Annotated in this window: 21 protein-coding genes; 11 read left to right on the plus strand and 10 right to left on the minus strand. The window is 63.5% G+C overall.

What is annotated here, in order from left to right:
- A partial coding sequence (locus L981_RS19970; RefSeq protein ID WP_043620028.1) for a glutathione binding-like protein occupies nucleotides 1-404 on the plus strand: 404 nt, incomplete at its 5' end.
- Between the two features lie 29 nt (nucleotides 405-433).
- Here L981_RS19970 and L981_RS19975 read toward each other — a convergent pair.
- A complete protein-coding gene (locus L981_RS19975) occupies nucleotides 434-1372 on the minus strand; it encodes a LysR substrate-binding domain-containing protein (protein ID WP_043620030.1) in 939 nt (312 codons plus the stop codon).
- 89 nt (nucleotides 1373-1461) lie between these two features.
- On the opposite strand from L981_RS19975, the gene L981_RS19980 reads away from it, so the two are divergent.
- The gene (locus L981_RS19980; protein WP_043620032.1) at nucleotides 1462-1656 is read left to right on the plus strand and encodes a hypothetical protein; all 195 of its coding nucleotides are present in this window, start codon (nucleotides 1462-1464) and stop codon (nucleotides 1654-1656) included.
- A 40-nt stretch (nucleotides 1657-1696) separates the two neighbouring features.
- Nucleotides 1697-2077 (plus strand): MmcQ/YjbR family DNA-binding protein, encoded by a 381-nt coding sequence (locus L981_RS19985; protein WP_043620034.1) that lies wholly within the window; start codon nucleotides 1697-1699, stop codon nucleotides 2075-2077.
- On the opposite strand, the gene L981_RS19990 is transcribed toward L981_RS19985, so the two are convergent.
- Entirely contained in the window at nucleotides 2053-2637 is a 585-nt protein-coding gene (locus L981_RS19990; protein ID WP_043620037.1) for a dihydrofolate reductase family protein, read from the minus strand. The two genes, L981_RS19985 and L981_RS19990, sit on opposite strands and share 25 nt — an antisense overlap.
- Before the next feature lie 171 nt (nucleotides 2638-2808).
- On the opposite strand from L981_RS19990, the gene L981_RS19995 reads away from it, so the two are divergent.
- On the plus strand, nucleotides 2809-3714 hold the full coding sequence (locus L981_RS19995; RefSeq protein WP_043620039.1) for a bestrophin family protein: 906 nt from the start codon (nucleotides 2809-2811) through the stop codon (nucleotides 3712-3714).
- Nucleotides 3715-3730: 16 nt separating this feature from the next.
- Here L981_RS19995 and L981_RS20000 read toward each other — a convergent pair whose 3' ends face one another.
- Both L981_RS20000 and L981_RS20005 read right to left on the minus strand, forming a co-directional pair.
- Nucleotides 3731-4351 (minus strand): glutathione S-transferase family protein, encoded by a 621-nt coding sequence (locus L981_RS20000; protein WP_043620041.1) that lies wholly within the window; start codon nucleotides 4349-4351, stop codon nucleotides 3731-3733.
- A gap of 262 nt (nucleotides 4352-4613) precedes the next feature.
- Nucleotides 4614-4985, minus strand: coding sequence for an NUDIX hydrolase (locus tag L981_RS20005; RefSeq protein WP_043620043.1), 372 nt, complete (start codon nucleotides 4983-4985; stop codon nucleotides 4614-4616).
- A 92-nt stretch (nucleotides 4986-5077) separates the two neighbouring features.
- Here L981_RS20005 and L981_RS20010 point away from each other — a divergent pair, with 92 nt between their 5' ends.
- Nucleotides 5078-5830: a DeoR/GlpR family DNA-binding transcription regulator gene (locus tag L981_RS20010; protein ID WP_043620045.1), complete on the plus strand. Its 753-nt coding sequence runs from the start codon at nucleotides 5078-5080 to the stop codon at nucleotides 5828-5830.
- A 69-nt stretch (nucleotides 5831-5899) separates the two neighbouring features.
- Here the strand turns inward: L981_RS20010 and L981_RS20015 are convergent, their stop codons facing one another.
- Nucleotides 5900-6907 carry an asparaginase gene (locus L981_RS20015; RefSeq protein WP_043620047.1) on the minus strand — a complete coding sequence of 336 codons (1008 nt, stop codon included), beginning with the start codon at nucleotides 6905-6907 and terminating at the stop codon, nucleotides 5900-5902.
- 71 nt (nucleotides 6908-6978) lie between these two features.
- Between L981_RS20015 and L981_RS20020 the strand changes: the two genes are divergently transcribed.
- Both L981_RS20020 and L981_RS20025 read left to right on the plus strand, forming a co-directional pair.
- Nucleotides 6979-7716 (plus strand): DUF3750 domain-containing protein, encoded by a 738-nt coding sequence (locus L981_RS20020; protein ID WP_043620049.1) that lies wholly within the window; start codon nucleotides 6979-6981, stop codon nucleotides 7714-7716.
- 88 nt (nucleotides 7717-7804) lie between these two features.
- Entirely contained in the window at nucleotides 7805-8290 is a 486-nt protein-coding gene (locus tag L981_RS20025) for an NUDIX pyrophosphatase (protein WP_043620051.1), read from the plus strand.
- 318 nt (nucleotides 8291-8608) lie between these two features.
- Here L981_RS20025 and L981_RS20030 read toward each other — a convergent pair whose 3' ends face one another.
- The 4 genes from L981_RS20030 to L981_RS20045 all read right to left on the minus strand — a co-directional run bounded on the left by L981_RS20030 (nucleotide 8609) and on the right by L981_RS20045 (nucleotide 12588).
- A complete protein-coding gene (locus L981_RS20030; protein WP_043620052.1) occupies nucleotides 8609-9607 on the minus strand; it encodes an NAD(P)H-quinone oxidoreductase in 999 nt (332 codons plus the stop codon).
- A 95-nt stretch (nucleotides 9608-9702) separates the two neighbouring features.
- Nucleotides 9703-11499 (minus strand): GGDEF domain-containing protein, encoded by a 1797-nt coding sequence (locus L981_RS20035; RefSeq protein ID WP_043620054.1) that lies wholly within the window; start codon nucleotides 11497-11499, stop codon nucleotides 9703-9705.
- 219 nt (nucleotides 11500-11718) lie between these two features.
- Entirely contained in the window at nucleotides 11719-12153 is a 435-nt protein-coding gene (locus L981_RS20040) for a DUF3995 domain-containing protein (protein ID WP_052201895.1), read from the minus strand.
- A 33-nt stretch (nucleotides 12154-12186) separates the two neighbouring features.
- Nucleotides 12187-12588 carry a hypothetical protein gene (locus tag L981_RS20045; RefSeq protein ID WP_052201896.1) on the minus strand — a complete coding sequence of 134 codons (402 nt, stop codon included), beginning with the start codon at nucleotides 12586-12588 and terminating at the stop codon, nucleotides 12187-12189.
- Between the two features lie 83 nt (nucleotides 12589-12671).
- Here L981_RS20045 and L981_RS20050 point away from each other — a divergent pair, with 83 nt between their 5' ends.
- Nucleotides 12672-13247: a TetR/AcrR family transcriptional regulator gene (locus tag L981_RS20050; protein ID WP_043620056.1), complete on the plus strand. Its 576-nt coding sequence runs from the start codon at nucleotides 12672-12674 to the stop codon at nucleotides 13245-13247.
- A gap of 2 nt (nucleotides 13248-13249) precedes the next feature.
- On the opposite strand, the gene L981_RS20055 is transcribed toward L981_RS20050, so the two are convergent.
- Nucleotides 13250-13798 carry an HdeD family acid-resistance protein gene (locus tag L981_RS20055; protein WP_043620058.1) on the minus strand — a complete coding sequence of 183 codons (549 nt, stop codon included), beginning with the start codon at nucleotides 13796-13798 and terminating at the stop codon, nucleotides 13250-13252.
- Between the two features lie 146 nt (nucleotides 13799-13944).
- Here L981_RS20055 and betI point away from each other — a divergent pair, with 146 nt between their 5' ends.
- From betI to betB, 3 genes are read left to right on the plus strand one after another with little or no spacing between them, the layout of a single operon-like run.
- Complete coding sequence (gene betI / locus L981_RS20060; protein ID WP_043620060.1) at nucleotides 13945-14547, plus strand: transcriptional regulator BetI; 603 nt, start codon at nucleotides 13945-13947, stop codon at nucleotides 14545-14547.
- Entirely contained in the window at nucleotides 14544-16079 is a 1536-nt protein-coding gene (gene betC, locus L981_RS20065; protein WP_043620062.1) for a choline-sulfatase, read from the plus strand. Before betI ends, betC begins: the two co-directional genes overlap by 4 nt.
- Nucleotide 16080: 1 nt before the next feature.
- On the plus strand, nucleotides 16081-17544 hold the full coding sequence (gene betB / locus L981_RS20070) for a betaine-aldehyde dehydrogenase (protein WP_043620064.1): 1464 nt from the start codon (nucleotides 16081-16083) through the stop codon (nucleotides 17542-17544).
- Nucleotides 17545-17693: the final 149 nt, after the last annotated feature.

Below are 17693 nucleotides of genomic sequence, written 5' to 3' on the forward strand. Positions count from 1 at the left end.
ATGGCGGGCCACTGGCGCCTGCCGATATCGCCGAGGAAGGCCTGATCGGCAACTGGACGATGTGGGGGGCGACCGAGGTCGAGCCGCACGCCGTGGAGATCATCCTGACCTACGACTACGGGACCGAGAACACGGATGAAGGCAAGGCGATGATCGCCAGATGCGTGACGTCGCTCGACAAGGTCTTTGCCCGCATGGAAAGCCACCTCGACGGACGCGACTATCTCGTCGGCGATCGCTTCACCGTCGCCGACCTCAATCTTGCGGAGGTCTTCCGCTACGCCATGAGCCAGACGCAGCTGTTCGAAAAGCATCCGCGGGTTTCGGCCTGGCTTGCCCGCTGCCACGCCCGCCCAGCCTTCAAGGCGATGATGGAAGAACGGCTGAAAGAGCTGGCGGACTGAGGAGCGGTCAATAGGGGGCCTTCCCGCGATCAGCCCATGGTCGCCGCGTTAAAGCCAACACGCGGCGCCTTGATGTCGAGCAGGCGCATGCCCTCCTCCACCTCGTCACGAACCCAGCGCTTGAACGCCTTGGCGGCCTTGCTTTCGCGCCGTGACGGCGCGCTGACGAAGTAGTGGCCAAAGCCCGTCGGTACCCGGATGCCGAACGGCACCACCAAGCTGCCCTGCGCGATCGCAAAGCCGGCGAGCGTCTGCCAGGCGAGCATTACCCCTTGCCCCGAGATCGCCGCATCGAGCACCAGCGACGCCTCGTTGAAGGTGTGGCGCACGTTCATTTCCGCGCCCGAGAGCCCGACCTCGCGGAGCCACACCTCCCAGCTGAACATCGAATGGCCGTCGATAACGGCCGGCAGTTTTAGAATATCTGCAGGCTCTCGAAGCCCTTCGGCCATCGCCGGCGAACAGACCGGAAAAACCTCCTGCTGCAGAAGAGGCTCGGACTTCACCCCCGGCCATTCCCCCGTACCGACGCGGATGCCGACATCCACGTCCGACGTTTCGAGATTGACGAGCTTGGTCGTCGCGTCGATGCGCAGGCGAATGTCGGGATGGCGTTCGGCAAAACGATTGAGCCGATAGACCAGCCAGCGGGCGGCAAAGACCGGCGCAACCGAGATCGTCAGCACCGACTCGTCGCGGCGACGCGCCGAAGCCACGGCCTCCGCCAGTTCGTGAAAGGCATTGCCGATGCGCGCGAGGAAGCGCTGGCCGAAATCGGTCGGCACGAGGCCGCGCGGGGTGCGCTCGAACAAGACGCGGCCGAGCTGGGCCTCCGCCTTGGCGATCTGCTGGCTGACGGCGCCAGGGGTCACGCCCAACTCGTCCGCCGCCGCGGCCAGCGATCCCAGCCTGCCGGCAGCCTCGACGGCGCGCAGCCCGTTCAAATGCACGGAATTCAGATCTCTCATATAGTTTTTCTAAACACGATCTCTGCCATTCTCAATTGAAAAGATGACAGGACAGGCGGATCATCCAAGCATCGAAAGGATGGTCCGCCATGTTTAGGCTTCTCTCGAAACTGACGCCGCTCAAAACATCCGACAAACGAAGGGACGATGCGCCGCTCGCCTGGGCGCGCGATCCGCTGCAGCATCCGGATCTCGAGCGGATGGATGAGCGCGAACTCGGCGACCTGCCCTTCCCGGGCTGGCCGTGGCCTCGCGCGGCGGAGTGCACCGGCAGCCGCCTCTAGGGCCTGCGGCTTTGCAGCCGCGATGTGATATGCTGGCCGGATGAGCGACGATCTCGAGCGCAACTTCATCCGTGTCGTCAGGCTGGCGGAGGCAGCCGGCCTGCCCGAGGTGACGATCGGCACGTCCTACGGCACACCGGCACTGCTGGTGAAGGACAAGAGTTTCGTGCGCATGAAGGATGGCGAGACGCTGGTCGTCATGTGCGCGCTCGAAGAAAAGGAAATGCTGCTGGAGCTCGACCCAAGGCTCTACTTTCAAACGGATCACTACAAGGGCTGGCCCGCCATGCTGGTGCGGCTCGCGGAGATCGACGACCAAAGCCTCACCGGGCGACTGGTTGCCGCCTGGCGCGAAAAGGCGCCGAAGCGGCTCGCCGCGAGCTTCCTCGACGCCGGTCAAGCCCCGCCGCCGACCCTGTAGACCAGGCAGACCCTGCCACCATCCAGCCGCTTCACGTCATCGAGCTGCACGTGATGACGCGCAGCCACCGTGTCGAACAGCGCTTTCCCCTTGCCGACCACGAGCGGGTGGATGGTGAGACGCAGTTCGTCGATCAGGCCGTGATCCATCAGGCTCGACACCGTGCGCGCGCCGCCGACGACATAGATGGTGCGGCCCGGCGCCCGCTTGAGCGCCTCGATTTCGGAGGCGTCGCGCACGATCCTGGCGTTTTCCCATTCGACGTCGGAACGGGTTTTCGAGAGGACGTAATGCGGCGTGCCAAGTGCGAAGTCCGCATATTCGATTTCTTCGGACGTCGGCAGCTGGCCGGTGAACTCCAGCGGCGCATGCGGGTCGCGCTTGATCGCGCTCCAATATTGCTCGTAGCCCGAATACATGCCGTTCCCGAGGACGCAGGCGTCGATCTCGGGCAGGAGGTCGAACGTATCCGACCAGGACTCGACCCAATCCGTAAAGCCATCCGGCCCGTCGATCAGACCGTCGATCGACATCTGCATGCCTGCAACCACCTTGCGCATCGTCGCTGCCTCCCTGTTGGCGTTACACGCCAAGGACGTGCGGCAGCGAGAACGCCCGACATCACCGGCAAAATAATCCTGACTATGCGGGGAACGTCACCGAACGGACGGCCCTTCCATTTCGAAGCCAGCGCCTATACCGGTTAAGCGAACAGCCGGACAGGTATTCCCATGATCGTTCGCAACCGCCCTACCCTTTTGAAACTCTTCTTCATCCTCCGAGGGTCGGTCATCCAGCGGATCTTTCCGCAAGTGCTGTTCGTCTTTGCCCTCTCTGCCCTTGTCGTCTGGGCGCACCGCGTCGATCCAGGCCTCGTGCCGAGCGTCAACAGCGGCCCCTTCGCGCTGCTCGGCATCGCACTCTCCGTGTTTCTCGGCTTCCGCAACAATGCCTGCTACGACCGCTGGTGGGAGGCGCGAAAGGACTGGGGGCAATTGATCTTTACCGCGCGCGACCTCGCCCGCCAGACGCTGATCCTTGCCGAGGCCGAGCGGCAGCGGCTGCTCGACATCACGATCGCCTTTGGCCACGCACTGGTCTGCCATCTGCGACCCGGAAGCGATGTCGGCAGGCCGCTGGCGCGGTTGCCGGCGGATCTTTCTGCCGACTACAAGGCCAGCCGCAACGGACCGGATTTTCTGCTGCGCGAAATGGGCCGCATTCTCGCCGGCCTGCGGGGAACCGGGACGATCAGCGATTTTCAGTGGGCGCAGCTGGATGGCACGCTCGGCAGGATGTCGGCCATGCTCGCGGCCTGCGAGCGGATCCGCAACACCCCCGTGCCGTTCGGCTATACGCTGCTCCTGCACCGTACGGCCTATCTCTTCTGCTTCCTGCTGCCGTTCGGCTTTGCCGATGCGCTCGGCTGGGCGACGCCGTTTGTCACCGCGCTCGTCGCCTACACCTTTTTCGGCCTCGACGCGCTCGGCGACGAGCTGGAGGAGCCGTTCGGCGTGTTGCCGAACGACCTTCCGATCGTCGCTCTTGCCGAAACGATCGAAATCAATCTGCGCGAGGCGCTCGGCGAGACCGACCTTCCGCCTTTACCGCAGCCGAAGAACTACATCCTGATGTAGCCGCAGGCTCGATGGTTCAGACCTTCAGCGCTGCCAGCACCCGGGCGACGGCCGGGCGTGCGGTCATGCGGTTGCGATGATCGACGATTTTGGGGAAGCGCGCGGGATCCGCACCATCGGGCTCGATCCAGCCGGCGACGGTGAAGAGATAGGGATCGGCGATCGAATAGCTGTCGCCAAAAACGAACGGCCCTTCGAACATCTTGCTTTCGATCAGTTCGTAGCAGGCGGTCATGTTGGAGGCGACCTTGGCCTTCATCGCCTCGTGCGCGGCCGGATCGTCGGCCCAACGTGCACCGCGGCGACCATGGGCATGGGCGATATGCACCGTCGAGCAGAGGTAATTCAGAAACGATTGCAGTTGCGCGAAGGCGAAGGCGTCGTTCGCCGGGGCGAGTTTCGCGGCCGGAAAGGCCTGCGCGATATAGGTCAGGATCGCCGGCGTTTCGGTGATGACGCCCCGGTCGGTCACGAGTGCGGGGACCCGCGCCTTCGGGTTCACCGCGAGATAGTCGGGCTTGGTCTGCTCGGCTGTCGAGAAATCGACACGGCGCGCCTCATACTCGGCACCTGCTTCTTCCAGCGCGATATGCGAGGCCAATGAACAGGTTGCGGGGGCGTAGAACAGTTTCAACACTTTAAGCTCTCCTCTGCGATCATGCGGATCGGTTTACGTGATGTCGATCAACCGATCCGGCTCTGTCAATTGCGGTGGGTCGAAGCGGCATGCGAACGGAGAACCGGGCGCTTCCTGCCGTGTCGCTCCGAAGCAAAGACCGGCCGCAGAAGAAAGGAAGTCACTCCGATTGACAAGCAGAAGTGGCAAGGCGGCGAAGGATCGCTGCCGTCCGCCGTCGTTAGGGGTGCCCGGCAGGCTGCAACTGCCGGGTCTTGCACGCTCACGCGACCAGCGGCTCGCTGCAGCCGGGCACGTCCTCAAGGCGATAGTAGACGGGAATTCCGCGTTCACGGGCGATGCGGACATCGTTGTCCGCCCCCTTGCTGTCGCCCGGCAGGCGCAGAACCGCATCGCAAAGCGCCAGCAATCGGCCCGCCACCGGATGAAAAATCTCCTCATAGAGGTCGTCGCCGATCCGCGCGCCGCCGGCCGCATGCCAGACCGGCAGCGCCACCCACTCGCCGATGACAGGCACATGGCCCGCCTTGAAAAGCGCATAGGACGGCTCTTCCAGCCGCTTCAGATTGGCGGCCATTTTCGCCGGGTCGTCACCGGTTCCCGAACGATAGGGGCCCGCGATCAAGATCAGCATTTTTCTCTCCCGAGATGCGATGAACGATCCAGATTATTCTGGAATATTCATGATATTTCGTGCAATATCGTGAAGAGTCAAGGAGACATTTCATGCTGACGATACAGAGGCGGGCTTTGATTTCGGCGCGACTGGCACGAGACGGCGAGGTCGTCGCAAAGCGCATGGCCGACGAGTTGAACTTGTCCGAGGACACGATCCGGCGCGATCTGCGCGAAATGGCGGCGGAGGGACTGCTGAAGCGGGTGCATGGCGGCGCGCTGCCCCTGGTGCCGCCGCTGCCCAACTTTGCGGCGCGTCAGGAGATTGCCGGCGACGTCAAGCGCCGGCTCGGACAAAAGGCGGCTGCGATGATCGAGGCCGGTCAGACGATCTTTCTCGATGGCGGCACAAGCAATGCAGAGATTGCCCGGGCGCTGCCGCGCGACATGCGGCTGACCGTCGTCACCCACAGCCCGACGATCGCCGCCGAACTCGAGCGCCACGAGGCGGAGGTGATCCTGATCGGCGGGCGGCTCTACAAGCATTCGATGGTTGCGACAGGAGCCGCAGCGGTTGCAGCGATCGCCGGCATCCGCGTCGACCTGTTCTTCCTCGGCGTCACCGCCATTCATCCGGCCCACGGTGTTTCGACCGGCGACTTCGAGGAGGCGGCCGTCAAGCGGGCGATCCTCGGCCAGGCCGCAGAAACCTACGTGCTCGCAACGACGGAAAAATTCGATGCGGTCTCGCCGCACCACGTGGCCGCGATCCCTGAACTCTCGGGCTTCATCGTTCCGAACGAGATCGGTGACGACATGCTCGCCCCTTACGACGGCACGGACATTGCGATCATCGGCGCTTGATGGCGTGCTGCGCCAACGGGCGGACCATCGGAAAATTGAGCGGGCCGAGACGGCCCGCCCCGCTGCGGCTCAGGCGGCGAAGGCGTCGGTCACCCTGACGTCGCCGACATGGATGCCGTTCCAGTTGTGCATGGAATGGTTGGCCTGCGCCATCAGCGCCGCGTGCAGCTCGGGCTCGCCCCGGAAGAAGCGGGCAAGCGTTGCCGCGACCATGGCTTCGGCAGCCCGGGTCGTACCATCCTCACACTTCAGCGCGATCGCGATGCCTTTTTCCGGAATGGCGGCGCAGAACACGCCCTCGGCACCGGTCTTTGCGAAGATGCGTCCGGGCGCCGTCTTCATCAGCCGTGTGCAGGCGCGCTTGGTGCCGGCAACATAGAAGGGCTCGGCCATGCAGGCCTCTATCAGCCGCTTCGAGGCGCGGGCACGTTCGGCTTCGAGGCCGACACCGGTCGCCATCTTCGCGAAGCCGTGTGCGAGCCCCTTCAGCGGCACCGCATAGGTCGGGATCGAGCAGCCGTCGACGCCGCAATTGTCCTTGGCAAGGATCGCGCCCGTCAGGCTTTCCATCGCGCCGCGGATTTCGCGTTGCAGCGGATGGTCGTAGCCGACATACCCCTTTACCTCGGTGCCCGAATGGCAGCAGGCGCAGATGAAGCCGGAATGCTTGCCCGAGCAATTGTTGTGCAGCGCTGTCGGCGCTTCCAGGCTGCGGGCCTGGCCGATCAGGGTTTTCTGGTCGGAAGACCAATGGGCGCCGCATTCGAGCGCTGAGACATCGCGGCCGGCAGCGGCTAGCATCTTGGCGGCCAGCTCCACATGTTCCGGCTCGCCGGAATGGGAGGAACAGGCAAGCGCCAGCTCCCGGTTGCCGAAGCCGTAGGCATCGGCCGCGCCGCTTTCCATCAGCGGCAGCGCCTGCATTGCCTTGCAGGCCGAACGCGGGAAGACGGCGCTGTCGGCTTCACCCAGCGAGAAGACAATCCGGCCGTCGCCGTCGACGGCAATGACCACGCCGCGGTGGCGGCTTTCGACGAGGTTTCCGCGGGTAACTTCGACGAGAACGGGATTTGACATGCCTTGCCCTCAAATATCCGAAATTGCTCCGTGCATTTAGCAGGATTTTACCGGCAAGAAACGGAGTTTTCATGAAATTCGCCCGCAGGCTGGCCGCCGCCTTTCTCGTCATCTACTTGCTGCCGGCGCTGGCCTCGGCCGGCTGGTGGTACATGCAGGACCGGCCGCAAAGCTGGCGTGACGCCGATTGGTCCTCGGCCGGCATCCTGCCGAAAGCGGCAGAAAGCGCGGACGCGGCAATCTACGTGTTCTCGGCAACCACGGGCGGCATGAAGGGTGCTGTCGCAAGCCACGCCTGGATCGTGACCAAGAATGAGGGCGCTGCCACCTACGATCGCTACGACAAGGTCGGCTGGGGCAAACCAATCCGCAAGAACGGCTATCCGGCGGATGCACGCTGGTACTCGAATGAGCCGCGGCTGGTCGTCTCGGTGACTGGTGCCGACGCCACGCGGCTGATCCCGAAGATCGAGGCGGCAATCGCCAGCTATCCCTATGCTTCGCCCGGCGGCTACCGGATCTGGCCCGGGCCGAACTCCAACACCTTCGTCGCCCACGTGCTGCGCTCCGTGCCGGAACTCGGCGCCGTCCTGCCACCGGATGCCGTCGGCCGCGACTATCTGCCGGAGGGCAGGCTGTTCCAGATCGATGCCGACGGGCGCGACCTGCACGCCACACTCTATGGCCTGGCCGGCATCTCGGCCGGTGTTCGCAGCGGCCTCGAGCTGCATTTCTTCGGCCTTGTCGCCGGTTTCGACTTCGCCAATCCCGGCATCAAGGTCCCGGCGATCGGACGCATCGGCATATGATGGCGCTGGTTCGACGGGCGATCGCTTAAGTTGAGCGCCGGCGGTTTGCGTTGCATGGTCCGCCGGTCGAATGAGAAGGACGCGCGCGATGCATGAAATACCGATCAGGAGCTTTGCCGTTTCGGTTGTCGTTCTCCGCCCGGCCGGGAGCACCTTCGAGGTTCTCCTTCTCAAGCGCACCGGAACACTTGCGGGAACCTGGTGCCAGGTCGCCGGCGCGATCGAAGCGGATGAGACGGCCTGGCAGGCGGGCCTGCGTGAAGTCGAGGAGGAAACGGGGCTGCGGCCCGACCGTTTCTATTCCGCCGACATTTGCGAGCAATTTTACGAGGCCGACCGCAACGCCATCAGCCTGCTGCCCGTGTTCGTCGGCTTTGCGACTGAGGGCGCCACGGTTCGGCTGAATGCCGAACACAGCGACTTTCGCTGGGCAAGCTTTGCCGAAGCGCTCCGGATGGTGCCCTTTGCCGGGCAGAGGAAAGTGCTGAAGCATGTCCGGGAGGAATTCATCGACAACGAACCGAACCCCTGGCTGCTGATCCAAGACACAGCGCCGGCCGGGTCGACCGGTTAGGCGAGGCTTGGTCCAGAGCAAGTCCCGAAAATGGAAAAGGGCCGCGCGAGGCGACCCTTCCATGAGTTTTGGCCGTATGACTGGCCCGGGCTGTTAAACCCGAAGGAAGGCGGGGATTACGCCGAGGGCTGCCTCGACATCTTCACCTCTTCCATGCCCTTCACCAAGACCGAAATCTCATTAGACATTGGACCACCTTCCTTTCTGTTCGTTGCTGATGATTTGAAGGTAAGCGATCCGTCAGCGATTACAAGGGCGACGATGGTCGAAGATCGTTTTCCTCTTCGCCGCCGATCACAGGCCCGACGATCGTTCCGATCACAGGGACATGATGATCTTGCCGATATGGTCGCCCTCCTCCATCTGTCGATGGCCGTCGGCAACCGCGCTGAAGGGCAGGACGGAATGGATGACTGGGGCGACCTTGCCTGTTTCCAGCAATGGCCATACCTTTTCCACCAGGCCGTCGCGGATCGCCTGCTTTTCCGCAGCCGTGCGAGGGCGCAGGGCCGAACCCATGACATGCAGCCTTTTGGTCAGGATCGGCGCGATGTTCGCGCCTTCGACCTTGGCCCCACCGAGGAAGGCGATGATCGAGAGGCGGCCGTCCTTGGCAAGCGAGCCGATGTTGCGGTCGAAGTAGCGGCCCCCGACCATGTCGAGAATGACGTCGACGCCGCGACCGCCGGTCTCCTCGAGTACGACCGATTTGAAGTCCTCGTCGCGATAGTTGATCGCGCGCTTGGCGCCGAGCGCTTCGCAGGCCCGACATTTCTCGGCACTGCCGGCCGTCACGAAGGCCTCGGCGCCGAAGGCCTTGGCAAGCTGGATCGCCGTCGTGCCGATGCCGCTGGAACCGCCATGGATGAGGATCGTCTCGCCCGCCTTCAGGCCGGCCATGTCGAAGACATTGGCCCAGACGGTGAAGAAGGTTTCCGGCAGGGCGGCCGCCTTCACGGCGTCATAACCCCTGGGCCAGGCGAGCGCCTGGGTCGCGGGCACTGCCGTATATTCCGCATAGCCGCCGCCATTGGCGAGCGCGCAGACCTTGTCGCCGATGCGGAACCCTTGAGCCCCCTCGCCGATCGCCACGACTTCGCCTGCCACTTCCAGGCCGAGGATCGGGCTTGCGCCAGGCGGCGGCGGGTAGTCGCCCTTGCGCTGCAAAACGTCGGGACGGTTGATGCCGGCCGCCTCCACCCGAACGAGGATCTCGCCCGGCTTGACCTCCGGCAACGGTCCTTTCTTCAGGATCATGTTTTCCGGCCCGCCCGGGGCCGGAAGGTCGACGAATTGCATTTCCGATGGAAGAGACATGGCATTACCTCGCGAATTCTCAAGGCGCATAGGTAGCGCCGGAAACGCGAGGCGAAAAGGCTGATTGTCTCGCGGCCGGTCGTCGAGGGCGCTACTCAGCCGCCGAGCGCGTCCATCACCAGACCGGTCTCGCTCGCCTTGGCACGCGACTTGATTTCGGCGATGCGGGCGCTGACGGCCTGGGCGTCGGAGAAAACAAAGCCCTCCGGCAGCCCGAGGACGGCGATCGAGCAGCGCATCAGCGGAAATTCCTTCGGCGCGCCGTCGCGGCCGTGGCCGCTGATGCGACCTTCCGCCTGATGCTCCGGTGAATAAAGCTGGCAAACGTCGGAGCGGAAGTCGTCGAGCAGGCGGTTCAGCACCGCCTCCAGTTCCTCCACCGAACAGCCGCTGACACCGACGAAGAAGTCGTCGCCGCCGACATGGCCGAGGAACTTCTCCTCGCCGATGAAATGGCGGCGCAGCAGGGCGGCAAAGAGCGTGATCGCGAGATCGCCCTTCTGGAAACCGTAGGTGTCGTTGAAGGGCTTGAAGTCGTCGAAATCGCAATAGCAGAAGTAACGCGCATGATCGCCGTCGAGGATCGCGTCCTGGACATAGTCGCGGATGGCGCGGTTGCCGGGCAGACCCGTCAGCGGATTTTGCTCCTGCGCCATCTTCAATTGTTTCTCGTTGATGATCTTCAAAAGCGACGAGGCCGAGAGCGTGCCGGCGTAGCGCATGTTCTCCGTCAGGATCAGGCAATCGCTGCCGTCCATGCCGGCGAAGATCTTCAGCATCTCATCCGCCGGCGTGTCGAGATCGGCGATCGGCGCCGGGCTTGCGAAGTGCGAGATCCGCCGCTGGTAGATGCGGTTCTTCAGAAGATCGCGGCCGAAGGGGTGATAGATCAGCTCCTTGACGTGATATTCGTGCAGGATGCCGCGCGGCTCGCCATTGGCATTCAGGACCGGGAAGAAGCCCTGGCGCGGATTGCGCCGGAAGAGATCGAAGACGGAATCGAGCTCGTCACTCTCGCGAACGGTCGGCAGTTGCTCGATCTGCTTGCGGATCAGGATGCCGTCGAGCGAAGACGAGGACCGCCGGCTGGCGACGCTCTGGTCGAGATGCGGATAGGCGGGCAGAAGCTCGCTCAAATGCGTCGTCGGCCGGGCGACGTAATAGCCCTGCACCAGATCGCAGCCGAGGTCGCGGCAGGTGAGGAATTCCGCCTCGGTCTCAACGCCTTCGGCAATCACCCGCGTGCCGAGCACATGGGCGGTGTTGACCGTGTGGCGGACGAGATGACGCTTGCGGGCATCGGCCTCGATGCCGGAGATGAAATGTCTGTCGATCTTCACATAATCGACGGGCTGGTCGCAGAGGAGCTTCAGCCCGTTGAAGCCGGCGCCGAAATCGTCAATCGCCAGCTTGAAGCCGGCAAGGCGGAGATCGCGCACGAGGGCCGAGAAATCCGGCATCTTGCCGCCATCGAAGCGCTCGGAAAGCTCGAAACAGAGTGCCGACGGGGCGATGTTGGCGCGCTTCAAGTGGTTGACGAGGCGTTCGACAATGTCGCCTTCGCCGCCGACAAGGCGCGAGTCGAAGTTGAGAAAGAGCGTGCGGGCGGAATGATCGGGCAGCGTCGCAAAGCCGGCGACGGCGCGGCTGTTGATCATATGCTCGAGCGCCAGCAGTTGCCCCTCTTCTTCCGCCTTGTCGAGCAGTTCCAGCGGCGAGGCAAAGCCGAGCTTCTGGAAACCGCGCATCAGGGATTCGTAGCCGAAGACGGTGCCGGTCGCCGCTTCCGCGATCGGCTGGAAGGCGGTTTCGATCACCAGCTTGGCGAGCGTTACGATCTGGTCGTCGCCGAACCGGCGCAACGAGAGAATTTCGGCGGGGGCGGCGGACATGCCGGGCTCCAGAAATATGGGACGGACGGTCGAACGCCGGCAGCATGGCCAGCAAGCGTCAACGAAGTCTTTCTCCATTATGAAGCTTTGATGAAAGCTATGTGACAGCCGCAACTGCGCCAATCAGATGCAAACACTCTAATGAAATCAGTGATTTCATGAGCAAGTCCCGTGATCGGTCGGCGTCTGCCCAATCCTGACCGTCGAGCCAGGATGGGATCAGGCGAGAACGAGCAATGCCAGGTATCCGGCACCGATGGCCAGGCAGAGCGGACCGTAGATGCGGCGGTCGAGCGTCACGAAGGGCTCCGTGCCATGGCGTTGGTGGAACGCGGTGGTGTAGGCTAGGAGACCACGGGCGACGAAGACGGCGGCGAGCCCCGCAAGGCCGCCATAGGCAAGGACCGGTGGCAACATGTCCGCAAAGACTGGCGTCACGGACAAGGGCAGGATCGCTGCCGCAAAGAGCAGTGCAACGACGACCAGTGTCAGCCAGACCGGCGGCATCACCGACCGGTGCTTCGTACCGACCACCGTGCGCACCAGCGTCTCCTCGTCGTCACAGGGCCAAAGTCCGCCGAACGCCCAGTAGGCATGCAGCCCGGCGATACCGGAAAGGACGAGGAAAAGCAGGATCGCGATTGCCGTCGACATGATGGTTCCTTGCTTGCCTATGGGCGGACCGCCTCAAGCGGCCATGGTTGGCGGAGACCCTTTGCCCGAGCGCACGCCGATCGCCGCGAGCGCGGCCATGAGGAGAAAAGCCGCCCATTGCGGCGTGGTCGAGAGAGAGCCGAGATAGGCAAGGCCGTAACCGATGAAGAGCACCGCATAGGCGAAATATTGCACGATCACCGCAGCGGCGAGCGGCACACGGTAACGTCCGTTCACGGCGGCAAGCAGCAGGGCGAGACTGTTGACCAGGAGGATGGCGCTCGTCGCGTGCCAGAGAAGCGAGACATAGGTCTTAAGCAGCGCCGACGGGCTGCTCGCAAGCAAGGGCACATGCACCTCCGGTCCGCCGGCAAAGAGATGAATGCCCGTTGTCGCCAGGGACAGGGTGCCCGCTGCCAGAAGCCATTTGCTCATGCGTCCGCCTCCAATTGTCACCATACGGTAGCGTATGTACGCCACCTGGTTGCATCCGTCAATACGGTGACGTATGGAAGCTCATGGCAACAAAGAACACTTTGACGAGCGATGATTGGATTAAGGCTGCCTTCCGTGCACTGACGACGGGCGGCGTGCAGGCGATCCGCGCCGAGGCGATTGCGCGCGACCTGAAGGTCAGCAAGGGCTCCTTCTATTGGCATTTCAAGGATGTGCCCGACCTGAAGGCAAAAATGCTTGCCCACTGGGCGCGCGAAGCGACAGACGCGATCATCGCGGAAATCGAAGCCTTGGAAGTACCGGCGCGAGAGCGACTGCGGTTGCTGGTTCATGCCGCGACCGACGAACGCAGCCTTCCCTATGGCGGCTTGCTGACGGACGGCGCGGTCCGCGAATGGGCGCGCTTCGACGCCATGGCCGCCATGACCGTTAAGTCCGTCGACGAAAGCCGCCTCGGCTACATCGCCGTCCTGCTCGGTCGTTGCGGATTTTCGTCAGCTGAGAGCCGCAGCGGCGCCAGCGCGCTCTATGGCGCGCTGATCGGACTTGAGGCACTCGCCGCGAGCGGCCTTGCCGATCTTCGCGGCGACCTGCTCCGGCTGCTCGAGGCGCTGCTTGGCAGCAGAGCCTCAAGCTAAACTCAGCTCTTGGCCAGCACGCCGAAGGCGATCAGCGACAAGCCCTGCATGACGAGGTCAACGGCGAGGAACAGGCCGAGGATCCAGAGGCTGTTGACCGGCCAGCCGGCGGCGATGATCAGGCCGGCCACTAGCGTGACCAAGCCACCAAGCGCCACCCATCCCCAGCCCTGCAGGGGCCTGAGCTTAAGGCCGACCCAGATGCGAAAGCATCCGGCGACGATCAAGGCGATCGCCATGATAAAGGTGAGGAAGGACGAGGCAAGCACGGGGTTGATGAAGGCAAAGAGGCCGGCGATCGTGTAGCAGGCGCCGCTCAGGCCCCAATAGAACACGCTGTCCCAGCCCTTCACCTGAAAGGCATGGCCGAGATTGAACAGCCCGCCGACCAGCATGATGATCCCGACATAATAGACGGACGCGACCGTCGCCATCAGCAGATTGCCGAAGGCAAGGCCGCCGCACATGATCAACAGCACGCCAAGGGCGACGAACCACCCCCATTTACCGGCAACCGCTGACTTGTCGGCTCGATCGAATGCGTGGGTCATCTCAACCTCCAGTCCTTTGCAACGCGAGATCGCTAACGCGGGGATTGAGCCGGATTTCTGCACAAAAGGAAAGCGAAAACACTGCCGATTTTTATTGATTGATGAGTCAATCAAAAATAGACTGATCATTGTCAAGGGAGAGACGGATGCCGAAGGTCGGGATGGAACCGGTGCGCCGCAAGGCGCTGGTGGACGCTGCACTACGCGTTATCGGCGACCAGGGCACGCTTGCCGTCACCATGTCCGAAATCGCCCGCCAGGCCGGCGTTTCCCCTGCCCTTGCCCACCACTATTTCGGCAGCAAGGAACAGTTGCTGATCGAGACCATCCGCAGCCTTCTACGGCAATTGCGCGACGACACGGTGACGGCGCTCCGCGCAGTCGTGAGCCCGCGCGAAAGGCTGAGCGCGCTCATCCGCGTCTCCTTCCAGGCAAGCCAGTTCGCCCCTGATACGATCGCCGCATGGCTTGCCTTTTACTCGGAAGCGCAGCGCTCGGAAGAGGTGCGGCGGCTGCTCGTGGTCTATGCCCGGCGGCTGCGTTCCAATTTGCTGGCGAGCCTCAAGACGCTTTGTGCCGACGATGACGCGGAACGCATCGCCGAAGGCGCAGCTGCGATGATCGACGGGCTCTATATCCGCCAGAGTCTGCGCTCCGCGCCGATCAGCATCGAAGCCTCGATCGCGCTCACCGAAGACTACGTCACCTCGCACATCGATCGGCTCACATACCGGGGAACGGCCGCATGACCGCAAGACCGAACATCCTGATCATCATGGTCGACCAGCTGAACGGAACGTTCTTTCCGGACGGACCGGCCGCGTTCCTGCATGCGCCGCACCTGAAAGCGCTCGCGGCCCGTTCGGCCCGCTTCCGCAACAATTACACCTCGTCGCCGCTCTGCGCCCCTGCCCGCGCCTCGTTCATGGCCGGGCAACTGCCGAGCCGCACCCGCGTCTACGACAACGCCGCCGAGTATCAATCCTCGATCCCGACCTATGCGCATCACCTGCGCCGTGCCGGATACTACACGGCACTGTCGGGCAAGATGCATTTCGTCGGGCCGGACCAGTTGCACGGCTTCGAAGAGCGGCTGACGACCGACATCTACCCGGCCGATTTCGGCTGGACCCCGGATTATCGCAAACCCGGCGAGCGCATCGACTGGTGGTATCACAATCTCGGCTCGGTCACCGGCGCCGGCGTTGCCGAGATCACCAACCAGATGGAGTATGACGACGAGGTCGCCTTCCTTGCCAACCAGAAACTCTACCAGTTGTCGCGCGAAAACGACGACGCCGAGCGCCGCCCCTGGTGCCTGACGGTTTCCTTCACCCATCCGCACGACCCTTACGTGGCGCGCAAGAAGTTCTGGGATCTCTACGAGAATTGCGAGCACCTGCTGCCCGAGATCGGCATGCTGCCGGAGGATCGGCAGGATCCGCATTCCAAGCGCATCATGCATTCCTGCGACTACGTCAATTTCGACCTCACGGAAGACAACGTCCGCCGCTCGCGCCGGGCCTATTTCGCCAACATCTCCTACCTCGACGAGAAGGTCGGCGAGCTGATGGACACGCTGAAGCGCACCCGCATGCTCGACGACACGCTGATCCTCTTCTGCTCGGATCATGGCGACATGCTTGGCGAGCGTGGCCTGTGGTTCAAGATGAACTTCTTCGAGGGCTCGGCCCGCGTGCCGCTGATGGTCGCCGGTCCCGGCGTCGCGCCCGGCTTGCATCTGGCGCCGACCTCCAACCTCGACGTGACGCCGACGCTTGCCGATCTCGCCGGCATTTCCATGGACGAGATAAAACCCTGGACCGACGGCATCAGCCTCGTGCCCATGATCAACGGCGAGGAGCGCTCAGAGCCGGTGCTGATGGAATATGCGGCAGAGGCCTCCTACGCACCACTCGTCGCCATCCGCGAAGGCAAGTGGAAATACATCCACTGCGCACTCGATCCCGACCAGCTCTACGATCTTGAGGCGGACCCTCTGGAACTGAAGAACCTCGCTGTCGATCCGGAGACGCCGCTTCAGGCCGCGACCCTGCGGGCATTCCGCGACATGTGCGCCGCTCACTGGGACATGGAGGCCTTCGATGCGGCCGTGCGCGAAAGCCAAGCACGGCGCTGGGTGGTCTATGAGGCGCTTCGAAACGGCGCCTACTATCCATGGGATCACCAGCCGCTGCAAAAGGCATCCGAGCGCTACATGCGCAACCACATGAACCTCGACAATCTCGAGGAATCCAAACGCTATCCGCGAGGAGAATAAGATGAAAGCCCAACCGCAAGCCTCGCACTTCATCGACGGCGAATATGTCGAGGACATCGCCGGCACCGTCATCGAGAGCATCTACCCGGCAACCGGCGAAGTCATCGCGCGCCTTCACGCGGCAACGCCCGCCATCGTCGAAAAGGCGATCGCGGCTGCCAAGCGCGCCCAGCCGGAATGGGCAGCGATGAGCCCGACCGCCCGCGGCCGTATCCTGAAGCGCGCCGCCGAGATCATGCGCGAGCGCAACCGCGAGCTCTCCGAGCTTGAAACGCTCGACACCGGCAAGCCGATCCAGGAGACGATCGTCGCCGACCCGACCTCGGGTGCCGACAGTTTCGAGTTCTTCGGCGGCGTGATCGCGACGGCACTCAACGGCGACTACATCCCGCTCGGCGGCGACTTCGCCTATACCAAGCGCGTGCCGCTCGGCGTCTGCGTCGGCATCGGCGCCTGGAACTATCCGCAGCAGATCGCCTGCTGGAAGGGTGCGCCGGCGCTCGCCGCCGGCAACGCCATGGTCTTCAAGCCCTCGGAAAACACCCCGCTAGGCGCGCTGAAGATCGCCGAGATCCTCGTCGAGGCCGGCCTGCCGAAGGGTCTCTACAACGTCATCCAGGGCGACCGCTCAACTGGCCCGCTGCTCGTCAACCATCCCGACGTCGCCAAGGTGTCGCTGACCGGTTCCGTACCGACCGGCAAGAAGGTTGCGGGTGCGGCCGCGGCCGAACTCAAGCACGTGACCATGGAACTTGGCGGCAAGTCGCCGCTGATCGTGTTCGACGATGCCGATCTCGAAAGCGCCATCGGCGGCGCCATGCTCGGCAATTTCTATTCGACCGGGCAGGTCTGCTCGAACGGTACCCGCGTCTTCGTGCAGAAGGGCATCAAGGAACAGTTCCTGACGCGGCTGAAGGCCCGCACCGAGGCGATTGTCATCGGCGACCCGATGGACGAGGCGACGCAGCTCGGGCCGATGGTCTCGGCACCGCAGCGCGACAAGGTCTTCTCCTATATCGAGAAGGGCAAGGCCGAGGGCGCGCGCCTCGTGACCGGCGGCGGCATCCCGAACGCCGTCAACAGTGAAGGCACCTATATCCAGCCGACCGTCTTTGCCGACGTCACCGACGACATGACGATCGCCCGCGAAGAGATCTTCGGACCCGTCATGTGCGTGCTCGATTTCGACGACGAGGCGGAGGTGATCAAGCGCGCCAATGCCACCGAGTTCGGCCTTTCGGCCGGCGTCTTCACCGCCGACATCACCCGCGCGCACCGCGTGGTCGACCAGCTCGAAGCCGGGACGCTCTGGATCAACACCTACAATCTCTGCCCGGTGGAAATCCCCTTCGGCGGCTCGAAACAGTCAGGCTTCGGCCGCGAAAATTCGGTGGCAGCACTCAACCACTACAGCGAGTTGAAGACCGTCTATGTCGGCATGGGGCCGGTGCAGGCGCCGTATTGAGTTTGAGGCTAAGGCCGCCCCTCACCCTAACCCTCTCCCCGCAAGCGGGGAGAGGGGACGTGCCCCACCAGCGGTTTGAGAGTGCAGAAGAGGATGCGGCAATGTCCCTTCGCCCCGCTTGCGGGGAGAAGGTGCCGGCAGGCGGATGA

Origin of the sequence: Ensifer sp. ZNC0028 (assembly GCF_000799055.1) — a bacterium.
Lineage (GTDB): Bacteria > Pseudomonadota > Alphaproteobacteria > Rhizobiales > Rhizobiaceae > Ensifer.

Excerpts from the sequence above, each read along its gene's own strand:
- L981_RS20055 (WP_043620058.1), bottom strand. The coding sequence starts at position 13,798 with ATGACCCACGCATTCGATCGAGCCGACAAGTCAGCGGTTGCCGGTAAA.
- L981_RS20025 (WP_043620051.1), top strand. The coding sequence starts at position 7,805 with ATGCATGAAATACCGATCAGGAGCTTTGCCGTTTCGGTTGTCGTTCTC.
- L981_RS20050 (WP_043620056.1), top strand. The coding sequence starts at position 12,672 with ATGGCAACAAAGAACACTTTGACGAGCGATGATTGGATTAAGGCTGCC.
- L981_RS20045 (WP_052201896.1), bottom strand. The coding sequence starts at position 12,588 with ATGAGCAAATGGCTTCTGGCAGCGGGCACCCTGTCCCTGGCGACAACG.
- L981_RS19980 (WP_043620032.1), top strand. The coding sequence starts at position 1,462 with ATGTTTAGGCTTCTCTCGAAACTGACGCCGCTCAAAACATCCGACAAA.
- betB (WP_043620064.1), top strand. The coding sequence starts at position 16,081 with ATGAAAGCCCAACCGCAAGCCTCGCACTTCATCGACGGCGAATATGTC.
- L981_RS19990 (WP_043620037.1), bottom strand. The coding sequence starts at position 2,637 with ATGCGCAAGGTGGTTGCAGGCATGCAGATGTCGATCGACGGTCTGATC.
- L981_RS19985 (WP_043620034.1), top strand. The coding sequence starts at position 1,697 with ATGAGCGACGATCTCGAGCGCAACTTCATCCGTGTCGTCAGGCTGGCG.
- L981_RS20015 (WP_043620047.1), bottom strand. The coding sequence starts at position 6,907 with ATGTCAAATCCCGTTCTCGTCGAAGTTACCCGCGGAAACCTCGTCGAA.
- betC (WP_043620062.1), top strand. The coding sequence starts at position 14,544 with ATGACCGCAAGACCGAACATCCTGATCATCATGGTCGACCAGCTGAAC.
- L981_RS20010 (WP_043620045.1), top strand. The coding sequence starts at position 5,078 with ATGCTGACGATACAGAGGCGGGCTTTGATTTCGGCGCGACTGGCACGA.
- L981_RS20005 (WP_043620043.1), bottom strand. The coding sequence starts at position 4,985 with ATGCTGATCTTGATCGCGGGCCCCTATCGTTCGGGAACCGGTGACGAC.
- L981_RS20035 (WP_043620054.1), bottom strand. The coding sequence starts at position 11,499 with ATGTCCGCCGCCCCCGCCGAAATTCTCTCGTTGCGCCGGTTCGGCGAC.
- L981_RS20040 (WP_052201895.1), bottom strand. The coding sequence starts at position 12,153 with ATGTCGACGGCAATCGCGATCCTGCTTTTCCTCGTCCTTTCCGGTATC.
- L981_RS20020 (WP_043620049.1), top strand. The coding sequence starts at position 6,979 with ATGAAATTCGCCCGCAGGCTGGCCGCCGCCTTTCTCGTCATCTACTTG.
- L981_RS20030 (WP_043620052.1), bottom strand. The coding sequence starts at position 9,607 with ATGTCTCTTCCATCGGAAATGCAATTCGTCGACCTTCCGGCCCCGGGC.
- L981_RS19995 (WP_043620039.1), top strand. The coding sequence starts at position 2,809 with ATGATCGTTCGCAACCGCCCTACCCTTTTGAAACTCTTCTTCATCCTC.
- betI (WP_043620060.1), top strand. The coding sequence starts at position 13,945 with ATGCCGAAGGTCGGGATGGAACCGGTGCGCCGCAAGGCGCTGGTGGAC.
- L981_RS19975 (WP_043620030.1), bottom strand. The coding sequence starts at position 1,372 with ATGAGAGATCTGAATTCCGTGCATTTGAACGGGCTGCGCGCCGTCGAG.